Below are 17,920 nucleotides of genomic sequence, written 5' to 3' on the forward strand. Positions count from 1 at the left end.
AGGAGGTGCCAACATGAAACTTCATGAGTTAAAAGCTGCAGAAGGTTCTCGTAAAGAACGTAAACGTAAAGGTCGCGGTATTGGATCTGGTAACGGTAAAACAGCAGGTAAAGGACACAAAGGTCAAAACGCTCGCTCCGGCGGCGGTGTACGCCTTGGATTTGAAGGGGGTCAAACTCCTCTATTCAGACGTTTGCCTAAACGTGGATTTACCAACGTTAACCGTAAAGACTATGCTATCGTGAATCTTGATACGTTAAATCTTTTCGAAGACGGTACTGAAGTAACACCAGCTCTTTTACTTGAGACTGGAGTTGTAAGTAAAGAAAAAGCAGGAATCAAAATTCTTGCCAAAGGAAGCATTGAGAAAAAGCTTACTGTTAAAGCTCACAAATTCTCTTCTACTGCTAAAGAAGCTATCGAAGCTGCTGGCGGTAAAACAGAGGTGATCTAATGTTTCGCACGATCTCCAACTTTATGCGCGTGGGTGAAATAAGGAACAAGATCATTTTTACCCTTCTAATGTTAATCGTCTATCGCATCGGTACATTTATACCTGTACCGCATGTGAATGCCGATTTTCTTGCTCAACAGGACCAGCTGAGCGTCATCGGTCTTCTTAATACCTTTGGCGGCGGTGCTCTACAAAACTTTTCAATCTTAGCGATGGGGATCATGCCATATATCACGGCATCCATCATCGTTCAGCTGTTACAGATGGACGTTGTTCCTAAGTTTGCTGAATGGTCTAAGCAAGGGGAAGCAGGGCGTCGTAAATTAGCTCAATTCACTCGTTACTTCACTATTGTCCTAGGATTCATCCAAGCTTTGGGTATGTCTTACGGCTTCAATAATATGTCGAACGGTCAGTTAATTGAAAATCCGGGCATTGCAACATACTTGCTCATTGCAACTGTCTTGACGGCAGGAACAGCTTTTCTTTTGTGGTTAGGGGAGCTGATCACTGCTAAGGGTGTGGGTAATGGGATTTCCATCATAATCTTTGCTGGAATCGTTGCTAGTTTGCCAACTACGGCAAACCAGATTTACGCACAGCAATTTGAAAATGCCGGAGATCAATTATTCCTACGAATCGTATCGATCGTCCTTATTGTATTAGCAGTATTAGCAATAGTGGTTGCTGTCATCTTCATTCAGCAGGCATTACGTAAAATACCGATACAGTATGCGAAACGCGCTGCGGCAGGTCGTACTCAAACAGGTGGACAGTCTACTCATTTACCATTGAAAGTAAATGCTGCGGGGGTTATTCCGGTAATCTTTGCGATGGCATTCCTGATCACTCCTACTACAATCGCTTCTTTCTTTGGAAAGAACAGCGTGACTAGCTGGATTTCAGAAAACTTAACATATACCCAGCCTGTAGGGATGGTCATATATGTTGCTCTTATCATTGCTTTTGCGTATTTTTATGCTTTCATTCAGGTCAATCCTGAACAAATGGCTGAGAATTTGAAAAAGCAAGGTGGCTATGTGCCAGGGATTCGTCCTGGTAAGAGTACACAAGAATATTTAACACGTGTTTTATACCGCTTAACGTTTGTTGGCTCTATTTTCTTGGCCACCATTGCTGTTCTGCCGGTAGTTTTCATTAAGATTGCTGACCTTCCTCAATCTGCACAGATTGGCGGAACAAGCTTGCTGATCGTAGTCGGGGTTGCCCTTGATACGATGAAGCAGCTGGAATCACAACTTGTGAAGAGACACTATAAAGGATTCATAAAGTAATGAGTTTTGGGAACGACCTGTTCCCTTTACCCATTATAGAGTTTGAGGGGGAAGAAAATTTTGAATCTAGTTTTAATGGGTCTGCCGGGTGCTGGTAAGGGCACTCAAGCTGAACAAATCGTAGAAAAATATAATATCCCTCATATCTCTACTGGAGATATGTTCCGAACAGCTATCAAAGATGGAACAGATTTAGGTCTAAAGGCGAAATCATTCATGGACAAAGGCGAATTGGTACCTGATGAAGTTACCATTGGCATCGTACGTGAGCGTTTAAGCAAGGAGGACTGCCTTAAGGGATTTTTGCTTGATGGCTTTCCACGTACTGTGGCGCAAGCAGAGGCACTTGAGGACATTCTTACTGATTTAGATCGCAAAATAAATTTTGTCATTAATATCGATGTGGATAAAAGCATCTTGATGGAAAGGTTGACAGGTCGTCGTATTTGCAAATCTTGCGGAGCGACATATCACCTTGTATTCAATCCTCCAGCTAAAGATGATGTATGCGACCGCTGCGGCGGAGAATTATATCAACGTGCTGACGATAATGAAGAAACGGTTCAAAATCGCTTAGATGTGAACTTGAAACAAACCAAGCCACTTCTTGATTTCTACGGAGAAAAAGGATACTTGGTCAACATTAACGGCCAGCAAGATATTAATAAGGTATTTGAAAACATTGATGTGTTACTTGGTGCATTGCAAAATTAATCGCTTTGGTTGATTTATGAAATTCATACCATTTTTACAACTTACTATCTAAACTTGGTGCATTCCTTGATTACAAAGGGTATAATGAATTTCGCGAGAGCATTCGCACATTTTTTAATCAGGTTCTTGTACTTGGTATTCCCTGAATTGGGCGATTACTTTCTAAGTGATCTTCACGGACATATCCGGGTCGGCAAAATTGATGAAGAAATGCAGTGACTCTATTGGGATTCCTAAAAGAGTCGTGATATAGAGAGTTGAAAGAAGCTATGTCAGGCGTGCGCCTTTCAAACATCTCCCATGCTATTCAAACCTATGTCGAGACTAATTGCTTCCCTATTTGGAGAGTATGTCGGTCACGGAATCGGTCAAGACTTACATGAGGACCCATAAAACCCTCATTTCGGTCCAACTGATAAAGGTCCTCAGTTTAAGCCTGGTTCTACAAAATGGTGAATACTTGATGCAGAATTGTATGACTTATGAGGATAATTGGACTGTAGTAATGTTGACGGAAAGATGTGTACCTTTAATAGGTTCACGCATAGAGAAGGGAGAATCACTTTAATGGCGAAAGATGATGTAATTGAAGTAGAAGGCACAGTACAAGAGACTTTGCCAAATGCAATGTTTAAGGTAGAATTAGAAAATGGTCATACTGTTTTAGCTCATGTATCCGGTAAAATTCGTATGCACTTTATTCGCATTTTGCCTGGAGATAAAGTTACGGTTGAGCTTTCCCCGTATGATCTAACTCGCGGCAGAATCACATACCGGTTCAAATAATTCCGGTTTCGCTCCGATCTGTATAAGGAGGTTAGATAGCAATGAAAGTCAGACCATCAGTCAAACCAATCTGCGAAAAGTGTAAAGTTATCCGCAGAAAAGGTAAAGTTATGGTTATTTGCGAAAACCCTAAACATAAACAAAAACAAGGCTAAATAGAAGGAGGTGCACTCAAGCATGGCACGTATTGCTGGAGTAGATATTCCCCGTGACAAACGTATTGTTATCTCATTAACATATATATATGGTATTGGAAAACAAACAGCGATGAAAGTTCTTGCAGAAGCAGGCGTTTCTGAAGAAACTCGCGTTCGTGACTTAACGGAAGACGAATTGAATAAAATTCGTGATATCATTGACAAGCTTAAAGTAGAAGGCGACCTTCGTCGTGAAATCTCCCTAAACATCAAACGTTTAATGGAAATCGGTTCTTACCGTGGTTTACGTCACCGTCGTGGTCTTCCTGTCCGCGGTCAAAATACAAAAAACAATGCTCGTACGCGTAAAGGACCTCGTCGTACTGTAGCTAACAAGAAAAAATAATTAGTAAAGGAGGTTACTTTTCATGGCACGTAAAACTAATACACGTAAACGTCGTGTGAAAAAGAATATAGAAACTGGTATTGCACATATTCGTTCAACATTCAATAACACCATCGTTACGATCACTGACTCTCATGGTAATGCTATTTCTTGGTCAAGTGCTGGAGCTCTAGGATTCCGTGGATCTCGTAAATCCACTCCATTCGCTGCACAAATGGCTGCTGAAACGGCTGCTAAAACATCAATTGAACATGGTATGAAAACTCTTGAAGTTACAGTTAAAGGACCTGGTGCTGGACGTGAGGCTGCTATCCGTGCACTTCAAGCTGCTGGCCTAGAAGTAACTGCAATTAAAGATGTAACTCCAGTTCCACATAACGGATGCCGTCCACCAAAACGTCGCCGTGTTTAATTTTTCTGTATAGATTTTGTATTCCTGTCAATAATGGGATATAATACTGAGTTTGCGTTCTTACAGAGGATTAATTTTCAGTTGTTGCGCACAGCGGGAACGTATACATGGGGAATTTCGGTTAAGTGACTTCGTTTACTTTCCGGGGTTTTGACGTTTTGAAGGAGGGTTTATTGATGATCGAAATAGAAAAACCAAAAATCGAAACGGTTGAAATCAACGACGATACCAAATTCGGTAAATTCGTCGTAGAGCCACTAGAGCGCGGGTATGGTACTACATTGGGTAACTCCTTACGTCGTATCCTTTTATCCTCACTCCCAGGTGCTGCTGTCACAGCTATACAAATTGATGGAGTGCTACATGAGTTCTCAACAATTGAAGGCGTCGTGGAAGATGTTACATCTATCATTCTTAATGTGAAAAAACTAGCTCTTAAGATTTACTCTGATGAAGAGAAGACGCTGGAAATTGACGTTCAAGGTGACGGGGTCATCACGGCTGCTGATATCACTCATGATAGTGATGTAGAAATTCTTAATCCGGATTTATATATTGCTACAATTGGTAAAAACGGTCATATGCGTATGCGTTTATCTGCACGTCGCGGCCGCGGCTACACTCCTGCTGTTCAAAACAAGAGAGAAGATCAGCCAATTGGTGTAATTCCAATCGATGCTCTTTACACTCCGGTTTCACGCGTATCTTTCCAAGTTGAAAATACACGTGTAGGACAGTTGTCTAACTTTGACAAGTTAACGTTCGATGTTTGGACTGATGGCAGTACTGGTCCGCAAGAAGCGGTAGCACTTGGAGCTAAGATTTTAACAGAGCATTTGAATATTTTCGTTGGGTTAACCGATGAAGCTCAAAATGCTGAAATCATGGTGGAAAAAGAAGAAGATCAAAAAGAAAAAGTTCTTGAGATGACGATCGAAGAATTGGACCTTTCTGTTCGTTCTTACAACTGCTTAAAGCGTGCCGGAATCAATACCGTTCAAGAGCTAGCTCATAAAACGGAAGAAGATATGATGAAAGTACGTAATCTAGGCCGCAAATCACTTGAAGAAGTGAAAGCGAAGCTAGAGGAACTAGGCTTAGGTCTTCGTAAAGACGACTGATAACATGGCGGAATCATCCATTATGTTGTGAGCCTTGTTTAGACACACAATATAGAACTTCAACAAAGGAGGGAATCTCTAATGGGTTACAGAAAGTTAGGACGCACTAGCGCACAACGTAAAGCATTACTTCGTGATTTAGCTACGGATCTTATTATCCATGAGCGCATTGAAACTACTGAAGCACGTGCAAAGGAATTACGTTCTGTAGTAGATAAAATGATCACTCTTGGTAAACGTGGTGACTTGCATGCACGCCGTCAAGCTGCAGCATTCATCCGTAACGAAATCGCTGACGCTGAGAAAGGCACAGATGCCCTTCAAAAACTATTCAGTGACGTTGCTCCACGTTATGAAGAACGTCAAGGTGGATACACTCGTATCATGAAAGTTGGTCCACGCCGCGGTGACGGTGCACCAGTCGTGGTTATTGAATTAGTTTAATAACAACGATGAAAAAGGGCGGGACAAATGAATATACTCACTTGTTCTATGCCCTTTTTCTTTAATTTATAATAGAAATTCTGTTTTTTAGAAATTCGCATTGAGTGTTACGATGGCTGGCGGAACCTTTTATAAAGGGAGCCTTCTCGTCTAGCTCAAGCATCCCTTCCCGCTTTTGATAAGCGATTATAAGATAACCTGTTTTTCGTAACGGGCCCGCAATAAGCTGCTCTTAATTTACCGAAAATTCTTTCGGTGGAAGGGGTGCAGCGTTTTTTTATATTTTCAGAAGAATTGACTGCTTTTGTCAGCGCCTGTTTCAGTTGATTTTGCAGAGTTTAGTTTAGACGAGTGCAGTCGAGGATAGGAGGGCCACATGAGGAAGAAGCTGGTTTCTTTAAGCAATATTATTTTTAAATATGAGGGTCAGTCTCGTAACGCCTTGGATGATGTTTCTTTTGACATTCATCAGGGGGAGTGGCTTGCGATTGTCGGACATAATGGTTCCGGCAAGTCGACTTTAGCGAAGTTACTGAATGGTCTTCAGTTTGCTAACTCTGGTACGATTACAATTAATGATCAACGTTTGACGGAAGAATCCGTTTGGGATGTACGCCGGAAAATCGGGATGGTTTTTCAAAATCCAGATAATCAATTTGTAGGCACGACAGTTCAGGATGATGTGGCTTTTGGTTTAGAAAACGCCGGTGTTTCTCAGCAGGTTATGGTGGAGCGTGTTCATGGTGCGTTAAATAAGGTTAAAATGAATGCCTTTCTTAATCAAGAGCCGCACCATCTATCCGGCGGTCAAAAGCAAAGAGTGGCCATAGCAGGTGTAATAGCCCTGCAGCCAGATATCATCATCTTAGATGAAGCAACCTCCATGCTAGACCCAAGAGGCCGTGAAGAAGTGCTTGAAACAGTTAGGGAATTAAAACAGGAAAATGAGATTACCGTCATATCAATCACCCATGATCTTGAGGAAGCTGCCAAAGCTGATCGAATGATCGTCATGAACCAAGGTCGGCTATACCGCGAAGGAACACCTCAGGATATTTTTGAATTAGAGGAAGAGTTGATCGCCCTTGGTCTAGATATTCCCTTTTCAGTGAAGCTAACGAAGGAGTTACAAAAAAATGGGGTTCATGTGGTTGATGGGCATTTGACAGAGGAAGAGTTGGTGAAGGATTTATGCGAATTACACTCGATGATGTAGAATACCGCTATCAGGTGAATACTCCTTTTGAACATCTGGCCCTTCATGATGTCAATATTTCCATGGAGCAGGGAACCTATACCGCAATCATCGGGCATACCGGCTCCGGTAAATCGACGCTTCTGCAGCATTTGAACGCCCTTTTGAAACCGACGAAAGGCCGGGTCTTCATTGGGGACCGGACGATTGAGGCCGGAAGAAAAGAAAAGGCATTGCGGCCAATCAGACAAAAGGTTGGGATCGTTTTTCAGTTTCCGGAACATCAGCTTTTTGATGAAACGGTGGAAAAGGATATATGCTTCGGGCCGATGAATTTTGGCGTTTCCGAAAACGATGCGAAACAACTGGCAAGGAAGGCCATCGCCCAGGTTGGTTTGAGTGAGGAAATCCTTGTTAAGTCACCTTTTGACTTGTCCGGTGGTCAAATGCGCCGGGTGGCCATTGCAGGTGTACTTGCGATGGAGCCTGAGGTATTGGTACTGGATGAACCTACGGCAGGGTTAGATCCGCGAGGACGCAAAGAAATCATGGATATGTTCTATGAACTTCATAAGCGTGAGGGCATCTCAACCATTCTCGTTACACATAGCATGGAGGATGCCGCCAAGTATGCCGATGACATCATCATCATGCACCAGGGCACGGTATTCAAAAAAGGCACTCCCCAGGAAATCTTCTCAGACCCAGAGCAATTGCTGGAGCTTGGCCTGGATGTACCGGATACCGTCCGCTTTCAGCTAAAGCTTCAGAAGGAGCTGGGAGTCCGATTTGATCATCCTTGTCTTAATATTGGAGATTTGGCGATTGAAATAGATAAAGCGATGAAACGGGGGAACCGCTGATGCTTGATAAAATGATCATCGGGCGTTATGTCCCTGCCAATTCCCTGTTGCACAGGATGGATCCACGGGCTAAATTGCTCCTCGTCTTCCTGTTTGTTTGTGTCGTGTTTTTGGCGAATAATTTCGTTTCTTATGGCTTGCTTGCTGTATTCACCATCCTGTTGATCAGCGTTTCAAAGATCCCGCTTCGCTATCTATATAATGGATTGAAGCCGATCTTTTTCTTGATCGTATTTACATTCCTGCTTCATATCCTGTTTACGAAAGAAGGGGAATTGCTTTTTGAGTACGGGTGGTTTGCAATCTATAAAGGCGGTTTGATTCAAGGGTTGTTCATATCGATAAGATTTACTTTACTGATCCTTGTTACGTCATTATTGACGTTAACGACAACCCCGATATCGATCACGGATGGGATGGAGGAGCTGTTGGGCCCATTGAAAAAGTGGAAAATGCCCGTTCATGAGCTTGCATTGATGATGTCCATTGCCCTTCGCTTCATCCCAACGCTGATGGAGGAGACGGAAAAAATCATGAAGGCCCAGACGGCAAGGGGCGTCGATTTTTCTTCAGGTCCAATCAAGGAGAGGGTAAAATCGATTGTACCGCTGCTTGTTCCTTTATTTGTTAGTTCGTTCAAACGCGCTGAGGAATTGGCAACTGCCATGGAATCCAGAGGATACCGCGGCGGGGAAGGACGCACGAAATACCGTCAATTGAATTGGAAGACAAGTGATAGCCTTTTGATGGTCTCGCTAGGACTTCTTACGGTTATGTTGGTTTTATTACGTTCATAATAAGGAAGAGTACAATGCCAAAATATAAATGCCTGCTAGCGTATGACGGCACGGAATTCGCCGGCTATCAGGTACAGCCTGAGAAGCGCACGATACAAAGTGAATTCGAGGCCGTCTTGGCGCAAATGCACAAAGGCACAATGATAAAAGTGACAGCTTCAGGCAGGACAGATTCAGGGGTCCATGCTAAGGGGCAGGTCATTCATTTTGATTCACCCCTTACGTTCCCTACCGAAAATTGGGTAAAGGCGTTCAGTGCCCTGCTCCCGAACGATATCGTCGTTCTTGAAGTCGATATCGTTCCTGACGATTTTCATGCGAGATTCCATACGACGGGGAAAGAGTACCGTTACATCATAGACCGCTCCAAACTGCGGGATCCGTTCCAGCGGAACTACGCCTATCATTTTCCCTATTCTTTAGATGAGATGAAAATGAGGGAAGCGATGTCCCATCTAGTCGGGACACATGACTTCACGAGCTTTTGTTCGGCAAAGACGGAAGTGGTCGATAAAGTTCGCACCATACACGAAATCGATTTTGAAGAGCGCGAGGGGTATTTGGTTTTTCGCTTCGTTGGGGAAGGATTCTTGTATAATATGGTGCGCATCTTGGTTGGGACGCTCCTGGAAGTCGGCAGCGGTAAGATTGCCCCCCGGGACATCATCGGGATATTGGACAAAAAAGACCGCAGCTTTGCAGGGAAAACGGCTCCGGCCCAAGGCTTGTATTTATGGAAAGTTTTTTACAAATAAATTATTTGCTTTGCAATGCCAGTTTTTTTACAACTGGCATATGTGAAAAAATCAGTTCTGTAGCGGCTTTACGCCATATTCTCCTTTTCACGGAGTTACAGCGGGTGTTTTATAGACAACTTATCCTAGTGTAACATTCCCTTGACAATGAATCTGGGAGAAGTTAATATAATATGGTATGTATTTTAATCCCACGATAAGCCCCGGAAGTTTATTGTGATTGAAAATAAATATAAAAAATTATAAAGTTTTTTAGGAGGTTAACCATGCGTACGACATTTATGGCGAAAGCTAATGAAGTAGAACGTAAATGGTATGTGATTGACGCTGAAGGCAAAACTTTAGGTCGCCTTTCTACTGAAGTAGCATCCATCTTACGTGGTAAACATAAACCAACTTTTACACCGAACATTGACACGGGTGATCATGTAATTTTAATCAATGTTGAAAAAATCCACTTGACTGGTAAAAAATTGACTGACAAAATTTATTACCGTCACACTATGCATCCAGGCGGTCTTAAAACTAGAACTGCTCTTGAAATGCGTACAAACTACCCTGAGAGAATGCTTGAACTTGCTATCAAAGGTATGCTTCCAAAGAATTCTCTTGGACGTCAAATCTACAAAAAATTACACGTATACGCTGGAGCTGAGCACCCACACGCTGCTCAACAACCGGAAGTATACGAATTACGCGGATAATTACTAAGGAGGTTACTATCTTGGCACAAGTTCAATATTATGGTACTGGTCGCCGTAAGAGCTCAGTAGCTCGTGTACGTTTAGTACCAGGCGAAGGTCGCATCGTTATTAACGGTCGTGACATTAATGAATATATTCCTTTCGCAGCATTACGTGAAGTTGTAAACCAACCACTAGTTGCAACTGAAACTACTGGAAATTACGATATTCTAGTAAACGTTAGCGGTGGTGGATACACTGGTCAAGCTGGAGCAATCCGTCACGGTATCGCTCGTGCATTGCTTCAAGTTGATCCAGAATACCGTCCGTCTCTTAAAACTGCTGGTTTACTAACTCGTGACCCACGTATGAAAGAACGTAAAAAATACGGTCTTAAAGGCGCACGTCGTGCACCTCAGTTCTCAAAACGTTAATTCCATTACCGTTTTCAGCCCTTTCCCGGATTACCGGGGAAGGGTTTTTTATTTGTGAATATTATCTTCATCCGTTTTTATCCTTTCTCCAGATTGATATGAGTGCATTATTAAAATTCATTACACATATATAGGATTTCATATTTATTAAATATCTTAATAGGAGTATGATAATACTAAAAAAAGAAAGAGGACTTCATATGAATTCGACATACTCATCGGTAGAAACGACTAAAACAAGAACCTTGGTCATCAATGCACTTTTCATCTCTTTAACCCTTGTAGCTACTATGTTCATCAATATTAAACTGCCGATAATGGGTAATGGCGGCCTCATCCATCTCGGTAATGTTCCGCTTTTTATAGCGGCACTCGTTTACGGCAAAAAAACCGGGGCGATAGCAGGAGCCTTCGGAATGGCCCTCTTTGATCTTTTCTCCGGTTGGGCGGCATGGGCGCCATTCACATTCATCATCGTCGGTACAATGGGCTTTTTAGCCGGCTTCATAGCCGAAAAGGTACCCGGCAAAAGAGTGATCGTATATACACTGGCGGTTGCCGTTGCCCTCATAATTAAAATTGTCGGCTACTACTTCGTCGAAGTCATCCTCTACGGTAACTGGATTCAGCCTTTCGGCTCCATCCCTGGCAACGTTATGCAGGTCGTGCTGGCCGGTATAATCGTCGTGCCGCTTGCAGGACGCTTAAAGCAAAGAGCAGGTCAGATATAAGGGCAGATACACTATTGAAAAAGCAAGGAGCAAAGGACAAGCTCGAGAAGCTGCCTGAGCAGGCTTTGAGATAAAAGATCATGATAAGAAGCGGAGTCATCTCGACTGCGCTTTTTTTCTGTAGGTAATTCTTATTGTTCACGGGTTTGGGGGATTTGAACTTCGACCGTTCATTGCACTGCAGGCGCTTAGCTTATCCAGAAGGCAGTCCGTGAGTCTCCTCAGGCTTTCAGCCTGCGGGGCCTCACGTAGACGCGCATATCTAAGCAGGAGTCTCGCGCCCTCCGTTTCATTCCACTTTGCGTGAGGAAGAACCATATGCCTACATCTACAGTTATAGGAATTGTAATTTATCCGTTCCACTCCGGTTTGCATAAATATGAAGATGGAATCGCGATTGCCTGCATGTAGCTGGCGAGAAACGGTGCGAAAAGCGCGATTTTTATGAGAGCTTCCTCAAATTCGAGGCAAAGTGTAAACTCGCGAGTAAATGCACGAAATTCGCGAATAAAGTCGATGAATTCGCGAATAAAAGTGCCAAACTCACGAGTAAAGTGTTTAAATTCGCGAGTAACGCTCCAAAATGGTGAAAGGAAGCAGGAATTATGCAGAGACACCTGGCTGAAATAGAGAGTAAAGTAAGATATTGAGGAGAAACTGCCAAAATTGCCTGTGAAATGCGCAAAATTTTAAAGAACCCGCCTCAAATTTGCTGTAAAGCCCAAATGTACCTTAGCCCGTTGCATTCCACTCGGTTTTAACATTTAGAAAGAACTTATTTGTCCGCATTTTTGTGGTGGTGGATTTAGCCTGTTGTTTTCCACTTCAGGCACTTCCTTCTTCAGTGGCGGTCCGTGAGCTTGCCCGGCGTTAATGTCTGGAACCTCTGTTGGAATTGTATTCCCGCAAGAGTCTCGACCTTGCCGTTCTATTTTAGAATTTACTCCTTTTTCCTACAGTTTTGGCTTATCACTTTGTTAGATACAGTAAAGAAGTCACATTCCTGGTGTTGCTGATTAGTATGCTACTCGAGGAGGCTCTTGTCGCCACGGGTCGCTGCCTGCCTGGTGGTGATACTCTGTCTGTGAAGATGAAATGACCAAGGTCACTAGCTCCCCAAACAAAACATAGGACGGGCGGGGACAATATATGGTCGAATGCATACGCTAAAAATGAACTTTATCACTTATACATAAAAGCTAGCCACCGAGCTAGTGATATCGGATTTTTCATGATCGCTAAATTAGCCGTCTTCAAAATTTATGCGGATTAATTTTTGCCAATCGAATCAGTGAATGGTTCTTTGTGGAACGCAAAAACTAAATTATGTCTTGGGAAATAATTTGGGAAATGGGGGTTGGCCCCGGAGGTGAAATATGGCTGTGATATTAGGGTTACAGGAGATGCAAAGGGAAAGGAAATTGAAGTTTGAGCGCAGGCTACTAAGGGAGCTTTCCATTGCCGACATGAAGGGGCGTATCCAGCGCTATTTTGGACAGGATTTTATGGAAGTGTTGGAGGATAGCTATTTTGATGTTGCCATTGAGGCCTATTTGTTGGGAGCGAACTATAGCAAGTTTGGCTATTACGGTGAGTCGGAGGACGATGTAAGGGCGAGATGCTTTAAGGAAGAAAAGTTTTTGATCGATACGCTTTTCAACTTTATTTTGTACTGGCGGGAAGTTACAGCTAATAACGCCTTCGATGAAGGTTTATTTTATTGCTGTGAGGGGTTTGTCGGCGAGTGGTGGGTCGATGGCTTCAAGACTGGTGAAAAGCGCTATAAAATGAAGCTTCACTAAAAGGCGAAACAACCTTTTGTTCTAATTCCATGGTTTGTCCCATACCTTTTATTAGAGGAATCATGGAAGGGGAACGGTCATGCGGAGAAAGCTGAAATATACTGGTATCGCTATGGGATTGTTTGTCCTTTTTTTAATTGTAACGGTTAAATTTGTTGAAGATGATTCTTGGGATTCCTGGAACCTTCCGTTGGCAGGTAAAGTGATTGTCCTTGATGCCGGTCATGGAGGAATGGATGGTGGAGCCAATGTACAGGATGTAATGGAAAAGGAAATTGCCCTTTCCGTTTCATTAAAGGTCCGGGACTATTTGCAGGAGCAGGGAGCCCTTGTCATCATGACCCGTGAGAAGGACGAGGATTTGGCCGAAAGAAATACGAAAGGAATCCGCCAGCGAAAACAGGAGGATTTAAGAAATCGGGTTGTAATGATTAATGATTCGGAAGCGGACTTATTTTTAAGCATTCATTTGAATTCTTTTCCGTCGGCTTCATCGAAGGGTGCCCAAACCTTTTATACGAACCGGTTTGAGGAAAATGAACAGGTTGCTAAATTCATTCAGACTGAAATCATAAGAAATCTTGAAAATACAAGACGTGATGCAAAAACGATCAATCATGTGTATTTAATGAATTATGCGAAGAAACCGGGAGCACTCGTGGAAATAGGGTTTCTTTCCAACACGGAGGAAAGGGAACGCCTAATCAGTGATAAGTATCAAGAAAAGATTGCCAGTTCGATTTATATGGGGATTTTGCGGTACTTCACAGAGGAAAAGCTTTCGGATGAAGATTGATGTTTGGGTCTTGTATGGGGCAAGGCCTTTTTACCATGGGCAAAAATGACGTTCTTCAAAACAGGGCAGATGATAAGCTTTCTATCCGTAATATGTTATACTGAAATGGGAAAATAAAACGAATTCAAAGGGGTGCTCGACTTGTTAACTGAAGAGAAAGTACTGAATTTACTAAAGGATCTTAAAGACCCTTTTCTACATAAAAGCCTTGAAGAAACAAACGGGATCATCGAAATTAAGATAAAGCCTGAAAAGAATCATGTAAGCGTTAAACTTGCGATTGCGAAAACTGGGACTGCCGAGCAAATGCAAATGCAAACGGAGGTAGTGGACCTGCTGAAAGCGAATGGTGCGGAATCGGTAGGAATTCGCTTCACCGAACTTTCAGAAGCTGAATTGGCGAAACACCGTGATAATATGCCTCAGGATGAAGGGGACCAAGGCTTACTTGGACCTAACAGCAAGACACAATTCATTGCGATTGCCAGCGGTAAGGGTGGGGTCGGAAAATCGACCATTTCAGTGAATTTCGCTACTTCACTTGCTCGTTTGGGGAAAAAGGTCGGTTTGGTTGACGCTGACATCTATGGATTTAGCGTACCTGATATGATGGGGATAACAAAAAGACCTGTCGTTCGCGGGGAGAGAATCATTCCGGTTGAACGGTTTGGCGTTCAAGTTATCTCGATGGGCTTTTTTGTCGAAGATAATGCGCCGATCATCTGGAGAGGCCCGATGCTTGGTAAAATGCTCAACAGCTTCTTCAATGAAGTGGAATGGGGCGAGTTGGACTATTTAGTGCTCGACTTGCCGCCAGGGACGGGAGATGTTGCGTTGGACGTCCATACGATGCTTCCTTCCTGTAAGGAAATAATCGTGACGACACCTCATCCAACTGCAGCCTTCGTTGCTGCGAGAGCGGGTGCGATGGCCATCAAGACAGAGCATGAAGTCATTGGGGTCATTGAGAATATGTCATTCTTTGAAAGTAAAACGACAGGTGAAAAAGAGTATGTATTCGGTAAAGGCGGCGGCGCGAAGCTTGCTGAAGAACTTCGTACGGAAGTTTTGGGACAACTTCCCCTGCAGCAGCCTGATTGGAATGAAGAAGACTTCGCTCCTTCCATTTACGCGGCAGATCATAGGTTGGGCCGGATATATGAGGACATCGCCAAAAAGGTCATTGAAAAACTCCAATAATAAAAGAAGGCTGATTCCAATTGGAATCAGCCTAGTTTCATTCTTTATCCTTCTTATCTTTTTCTTCGCCTTTGTTTTCCTTCTCTGCAGCTTTCGAAGCTGCTTTATCCAATCTTTCCTGCAGCTTTGCTTGAACGAGTGGACTATCCATGGTTTCTATGATCAATTCTTTGTAGACTGACCGCATTTCCTTCGTTTTCAATAATTTATTCATTTCTTTTTCCAGGTCAGGTTCCTTTAGTATGTCGATGAGCATACCACGGTACTGCGGATCATTCGTTAAGTCCTTCAATAACTTTTTATGTTCATCTTCTAGAGCTTTAGCATAAGCGGAAGCAAATTCAGGATCATTAAATGTTTTCTTCCAAAATTCCTTGCCTTTATCTGAAGTGATCATATCTTCAATGGATTTCTTGATGACATCCGAATCCATAATAAGTTCAGCTTTCATTTTATCATCGGAAATGATATCCTCGATGGCTTTTTTTCCATCATCTGTCTTAAGGATATCAACGACCATTTTCTTTGTCTCTTCATACTCCATTTTATCTTGGCCTGCCCCATTTTGAGCACAACCTGAAAAAATGAGTAAGAATGACGTGAGTAGCAAAGCAACTCCTACTTTCATGCGCAGGGCCCCTTTCATCCTTCTTACAATTAATATGGTTCCAAACGGTAATATTATTCCCTGTAGAATAAGTGGATTTTTCCAAATGCGGTTGGTACAATTAAGGAAATGAAATAGAAATTTATGGGGGAAAACAATGAACAGCCGTAATTTAGTTAGAATGTTTTTTACGACATTGCTTATCGGTGGTATAACTGGCGGAGTTGTAGGGTTCCTGGCTCGATGGGGTGAATTTAAGCCTTATTTCTCCTCTTTTGAATTCAGTAGCATCCTTTCCACTTTTGTTTGGCTATTCGGTGTTGGATTAATTTTCAGCGTCATCAGCCAAGCCGGCTTTTTTGCCTATTTAACGATACATCGATTCGGTCTGGGGATTTTTAAAAGCGCTTACCTATGGAATGCCGTGCAAATTGTACTCATTCTTTTCGTCGCATTTGATTTGGTTTATCTGCGGTACCTTAATTTCGGTTCAGGCGAGGGCATCAGCTCTTATATCATGTTAGCTTTGATTGTGTTAGCTGCTGCGGTATGTACAGCTTTTTTCAAGATGAGGCAAACGAATAAACAGTCATTCATTCCTGCTTTATTTTTCATGGTCGTTTTCACGGTTTTGGAGTGGTTGCCTGTCCTGAATTCCAATGAGGAGGGGTGGCTTTACTTCATGCTGTTTCCCCTGCTGGTCTGCAATGCTTATCAATTATTGGTCTTAGGCAAATTGATCGAGCGGTCACAAAAGGAACTGGCAGGTAAAAGAGCGCAGAAGCAAGCTCAAGTAAAGGGAAATAAGATCAAAGGCGAATTGGGGAAAGGCAGCTAACCCATTTGCATACATAGCGAATTCCAGATAAGAACTGCGTACAGAAGACCTTTAGTACGCAGTTTTCTGTTATGCCTGTTTAGCGTATTTCCTCACTGCTTGCGGATGAATTGGAAATCATCTCTGATACGTTAACGAAGGTCAAATTTTTTGCACGAAGGTCATTCAGCAGCTCTGGCAGTGCTTTATTCGTTTGTTTTGCAGAGTCGGAAGCATGCAATAAGATGATATCCCCCTTCTGCGCCTTTTCGATGTTCTGGACGATCCGTTCCACTCCCGGATTGGTCCAATCTTTTGAATCGATGCTCCAATGAACTACAGTATATCCAAAATTATCACTGATCTTTAATAGCCGCTTGTCAAAATGACCGGTTGGTGCCCGGAGGAGGTCTATATTTTTTACATTCAGCTTTTTGAATGCTTCCTGGGCTTTCGCGATGTCCCGGATGATTTCTTGGTCCTCCATTTCGGAATAATCTTTATAATCGTATCCGAGCATGCCGATTTCATATCCTTCTTTCGCGATTTGCGCTACTAATTCAGGATGACGTTCAGCCCAGGAACCAGAAAGAAAGAAGGTGGCAGATTTAATATTTTCCTTCTTTAAAGTTTCTATTATCGGTGCCGCCTTTTCATCACCCCAGCCAATGTTGAATGTTATCGCAACATTCTTCTCTCCTTTATAAACCGCTTTTGGTCCATCCTCTGTTGAAAAAACAGGGGCATGAAGTATGTTTTGTACAAATAGGAACCAAGCGGTAAATAGTGCCGTGAGTAAAATTACCGAATAAAATTTGATGTTCCTTGCTTGAAGCACCATGAAAAATTTCATCAATTCCATCCCCTTGTCCAAGACTCTTGTCTTCAAATTTATGCGCGAGGATTTTTGTTATGCAAAAAAATCATGACAAGCATGATAAAAATCGTATGTTTGGGGAAAGATGTCTGTTGGAGGTGTCGTTCATGCTCGGTTTATTGATTAACGACAAAGAAAAAATGGAATTGGAGTACCTGTTAAAAAGGGAAATGGATGAAATCCTCAGCGCTTTTCAGGATAAAAGGATCGATCACATAATCAAAAGGGCGATGAACGAGAAATTCAATATCCTTTTCAGTTTATTAAAAAGGGTAAGCACCGAAGAAGATTGCCTTGTATATATGAGGGTGAAATCGAAATTATCGAAGCGTAATCAATTAGGATAATTAAAAGTTTATTTTATTGAGAAAACCTATTGACTATTGATTTATACGTTGGTATATTATAAAAGTTGCTGCAACAGAAACGCTTTGGAAAAGGCGCTAAAAAAACTTTTTAAAAAAGTTGTTGACGGCATGAAAATAAGGTGTTAAGATATTGAAGTCGCTAAGAGAGATTAAGCGAGAAATTGCTCTTTGAAAACTGAACAAAACAAAGCGCCAACGTTAAATTTTAAGTGAGCACACACTATTA

The 17,920-nt window shown here is 42.4% G+C and carries 23 protein-coding genes; 21 read left to right on the forward strand and 2 right to left on the reverse strand.

The features are described from left to right. Positions 1-13 precede the first annotated feature (13 nt). The 19 genes from rplO to ASU00_RS20075 all read left to right on the forward strand — a co-directional run bounded on the left by rplO (position 14) and on the right by ASU00_RS20075 (position 15,025). Entirely contained in the window at positions 14-454 is a 441-nt protein-coding gene (gene rplO / locus ASU00_RS19980) for a 50S ribosomal protein L15 (protein WP_057915224.1), read from the forward strand. Then, the gene (gene secY, locus ASU00_RS19985; protein ID WP_057915225.1) at positions 454-1,749 is read left to right on the forward strand and encodes a preprotein translocase subunit SecY; all 1,296 of its coding nucleotides are present in this window, start codon (positions 454-456) and stop codon (positions 1,747-1,749) included. Before rplO ends, secY begins: the two co-directional genes overlap by 1 nt. A 60-nt stretch (positions 1,750-1,809) precedes the next feature. Next, positions 1,810-2,463 (forward strand): adenylate kinase, encoded by a 654-nt coding sequence (locus ASU00_RS19990; RefSeq protein ID WP_057915226.1) that lies wholly within the window; start codon positions 1,810-1,812, stop codon positions 2,461-2,463. Between the two features lie 567 nt (positions 2,464-3,030). After that, positions 3,031-3,249 carry a translation initiation factor IF-1 gene (infA, locus tag ASU00_RS20000; protein ID WP_028390440.1) on the forward strand — a complete coding sequence of 73 codons (219 nt, stop codon included), beginning with the start codon at positions 3,031-3,033 and terminating at the stop codon, positions 3,247-3,249. Between the two features lie 41 nt (positions 3,250-3,290). After that, complete coding sequence (gene rpmJ / locus ASU00_RS20005) at positions 3,291-3,404, forward strand: 50S ribosomal protein L36 (protein WP_003156543.1); 114 nt, start codon at positions 3,291-3,293, stop codon at positions 3,402-3,404. A 22-nt stretch (positions 3,405-3,426) separates the two neighbouring features. Next, on the forward strand, positions 3,427-3,792 hold the full coding sequence (gene rpsM / locus ASU00_RS20010) for a 30S ribosomal protein S13 (protein ID WP_057915228.1): 366 nt from the start codon (positions 3,427-3,429) through the stop codon (positions 3,790-3,792). Positions 3,793-3,814: 22 nt separating this feature from the next. Continuing rightward, complete coding sequence (gene rpsK / locus ASU00_RS20015) at positions 3,815-4,204, forward strand: 30S ribosomal protein S11 (RefSeq protein WP_028390438.1); 390 nt, start codon at positions 3,815-3,817, stop codon at positions 4,202-4,204. 176 nt (positions 4,205-4,380) lie between these two features. Next, positions 4,381-5,325, forward strand: a complete 945-nt coding sequence (locus tag ASU00_RS20020) for a DNA-directed RNA polymerase subunit alpha (RefSeq protein WP_053349049.1) — start codon at positions 4,381-4,383, stop codon at positions 5,323-5,325. Between the two features lie 81 nt (positions 5,326-5,406). Further along, positions 5,407-5,769 (forward strand): 50S ribosomal protein L17, encoded by a 363-nt coding sequence (rplQ, locus tag ASU00_RS20025; RefSeq protein WP_057915229.1) that lies wholly within the window; start codon positions 5,407-5,409, stop codon positions 5,767-5,769. A gap of 376 nt (positions 5,770-6,145) precedes the next feature. Further along, positions 6,146-6,985, forward strand: coding sequence for an energy-coupling factor ABC transporter ATP-binding protein (locus ASU00_RS20030; protein ID WP_057915230.1), 840 nt, complete (start codon positions 6,146-6,148; stop codon positions 6,983-6,985). Beyond that, positions 6,961-7,827 (forward strand): energy-coupling factor ABC transporter ATP-binding protein, encoded by an 867-nt coding sequence (locus ASU00_RS20035; protein ID WP_057915231.1) that lies wholly within the window; start codon positions 6,961-6,963, stop codon positions 7,825-7,827. Before ASU00_RS20030 ends, ASU00_RS20035 begins: the two co-directional genes overlap by 25 nt. Then, complete coding sequence (locus ASU00_RS20040; protein WP_057915232.1) at positions 7,827-8,624, forward strand: energy-coupling factor transporter transmembrane component T family protein; 798 nt, start codon at positions 7,827-7,829, stop codon at positions 8,622-8,624. The genes ASU00_RS20035 and ASU00_RS20040 overlap by 1 nt, the downstream gene beginning before the upstream one ends. 14 nt (positions 8,625-8,638) lie before the next feature. Then, positions 8,639-9,379: a tRNA pseudouridine(38-40) synthase TruA gene (gene truA, locus ASU00_RS20045; protein WP_057915233.1), complete on the forward strand. Its 741-nt coding sequence runs from the start codon at positions 8,639-8,641 to the stop codon at positions 9,377-9,379. 266 nt (positions 9,380-9,645) lie between these two features. Beyond that, positions 9,646-10,083, forward strand: a complete 438-nt coding sequence (gene rplM, locus ASU00_RS20050; protein WP_034304960.1) for a 50S ribosomal protein L13 — start codon at positions 9,646-9,648, stop codon at positions 10,081-10,083. A 20-nt stretch (positions 10,084-10,103) separates the two neighbouring features. Next, positions 10,104-10,496 (forward strand): 30S ribosomal protein S9, encoded by a 393-nt coding sequence (rpsI, locus tag ASU00_RS20055; protein ID WP_057915234.1) that lies wholly within the window; start codon positions 10,104-10,106, stop codon positions 10,494-10,496. A 200-nt stretch (positions 10,497-10,696) separates the two neighbouring features. Beyond that, the gene (locus ASU00_RS20060) at positions 10,697-11,227 is read left to right on the forward strand and encodes an ECF transporter S component (RefSeq protein ID WP_057915235.1); all 531 of its coding nucleotides are present in this window, start codon (positions 10,697-10,699) and stop codon (positions 11,225-11,227) included. A gap of 1,376 nt (positions 11,228-12,603) precedes the next feature. Next, positions 12,604-13,029, forward strand: a complete 426-nt coding sequence (locus ASU00_RS20065) for a DUF2521 family protein (protein ID WP_057915236.1) — start codon at positions 12,604-12,606, stop codon at positions 13,027-13,029. Positions 13,030-13,108: 79 nt separating this feature from the next. After that, positions 13,109-13,825, forward strand: coding sequence for an N-acetylmuramoyl-L-alanine amidase CwlD (cwlD, locus tag ASU00_RS20070; protein WP_057915237.1), 717 nt, complete (start codon positions 13,109-13,111; stop codon positions 13,823-13,825). Positions 13,826-13,966: 141 nt separating this feature from the next. Further along, the gene (locus ASU00_RS20075) at positions 13,967-15,025 is read left to right on the forward strand and encodes an Mrp/NBP35 family ATP-binding protein (protein ID WP_057915238.1); all 1,059 of its coding nucleotides are present in this window, start codon (positions 13,967-13,969) and stop codon (positions 15,023-15,025) included. Positions 15,026-15,062: 37 nt separating this feature from the next. On the opposite strand, the gene gerD is transcribed toward ASU00_RS20075, so the two are convergent. After that, positions 15,063-15,653, reverse strand: a complete 591-nt coding sequence (gene gerD, locus ASU00_RS20080) for a spore germination lipoprotein GerD (RefSeq protein WP_057915239.1) — start codon at positions 15,651-15,653, stop codon at positions 15,063-15,065. A 136-nt stretch (positions 15,654-15,789) separates the two neighbouring features. On the opposite strand from gerD, the gene ASU00_RS20085 reads away from it, so the two are divergent. After that, positions 15,790-16,470 carry a KinB-signaling pathway activation protein gene (locus ASU00_RS20085; protein WP_057915240.1) on the forward strand — a complete coding sequence of 227 codons (681 nt, stop codon included), beginning with the start codon at positions 15,790-15,792 and terminating at the stop codon, positions 16,468-16,470. A 79-nt stretch (positions 16,471-16,549) separates the two neighbouring features. Here the strand turns inward: ASU00_RS20085 and pdaB are convergent, their stop codons facing one another. Continuing rightward, a complete protein-coding gene (gene pdaB, locus ASU00_RS20090; protein WP_057915241.1) occupies positions 16,550-17,302 on the reverse strand; it encodes a polysaccharide deacetylase family sporulation protein PdaB in 753 nt (250 codons plus the stop codon). A 59-nt stretch (positions 17,303-17,361) separates the two neighbouring features. Here pdaB and ASU00_RS20095 point away from each other — a divergent pair, with 59 nt between their 5' ends. Next, positions 17,362-17,673, forward strand: coding sequence for a hypothetical protein (locus ASU00_RS20095; RefSeq protein WP_330219555.1), 312 nt, complete (start codon positions 17,362-17,364; stop codon positions 17,671-17,673). The last annotated feature ends 247 nt before the right edge of the window (positions 17,674-17,920 follow it).

The organism is Peribacillus muralis, from assembly GCF_001439925.1.
Taxonomy (GTDB): domain Bacteria; phylum Bacillota; class Bacilli; order Bacillales; family DSM-1321; genus Peribacillus; species Peribacillus muralis.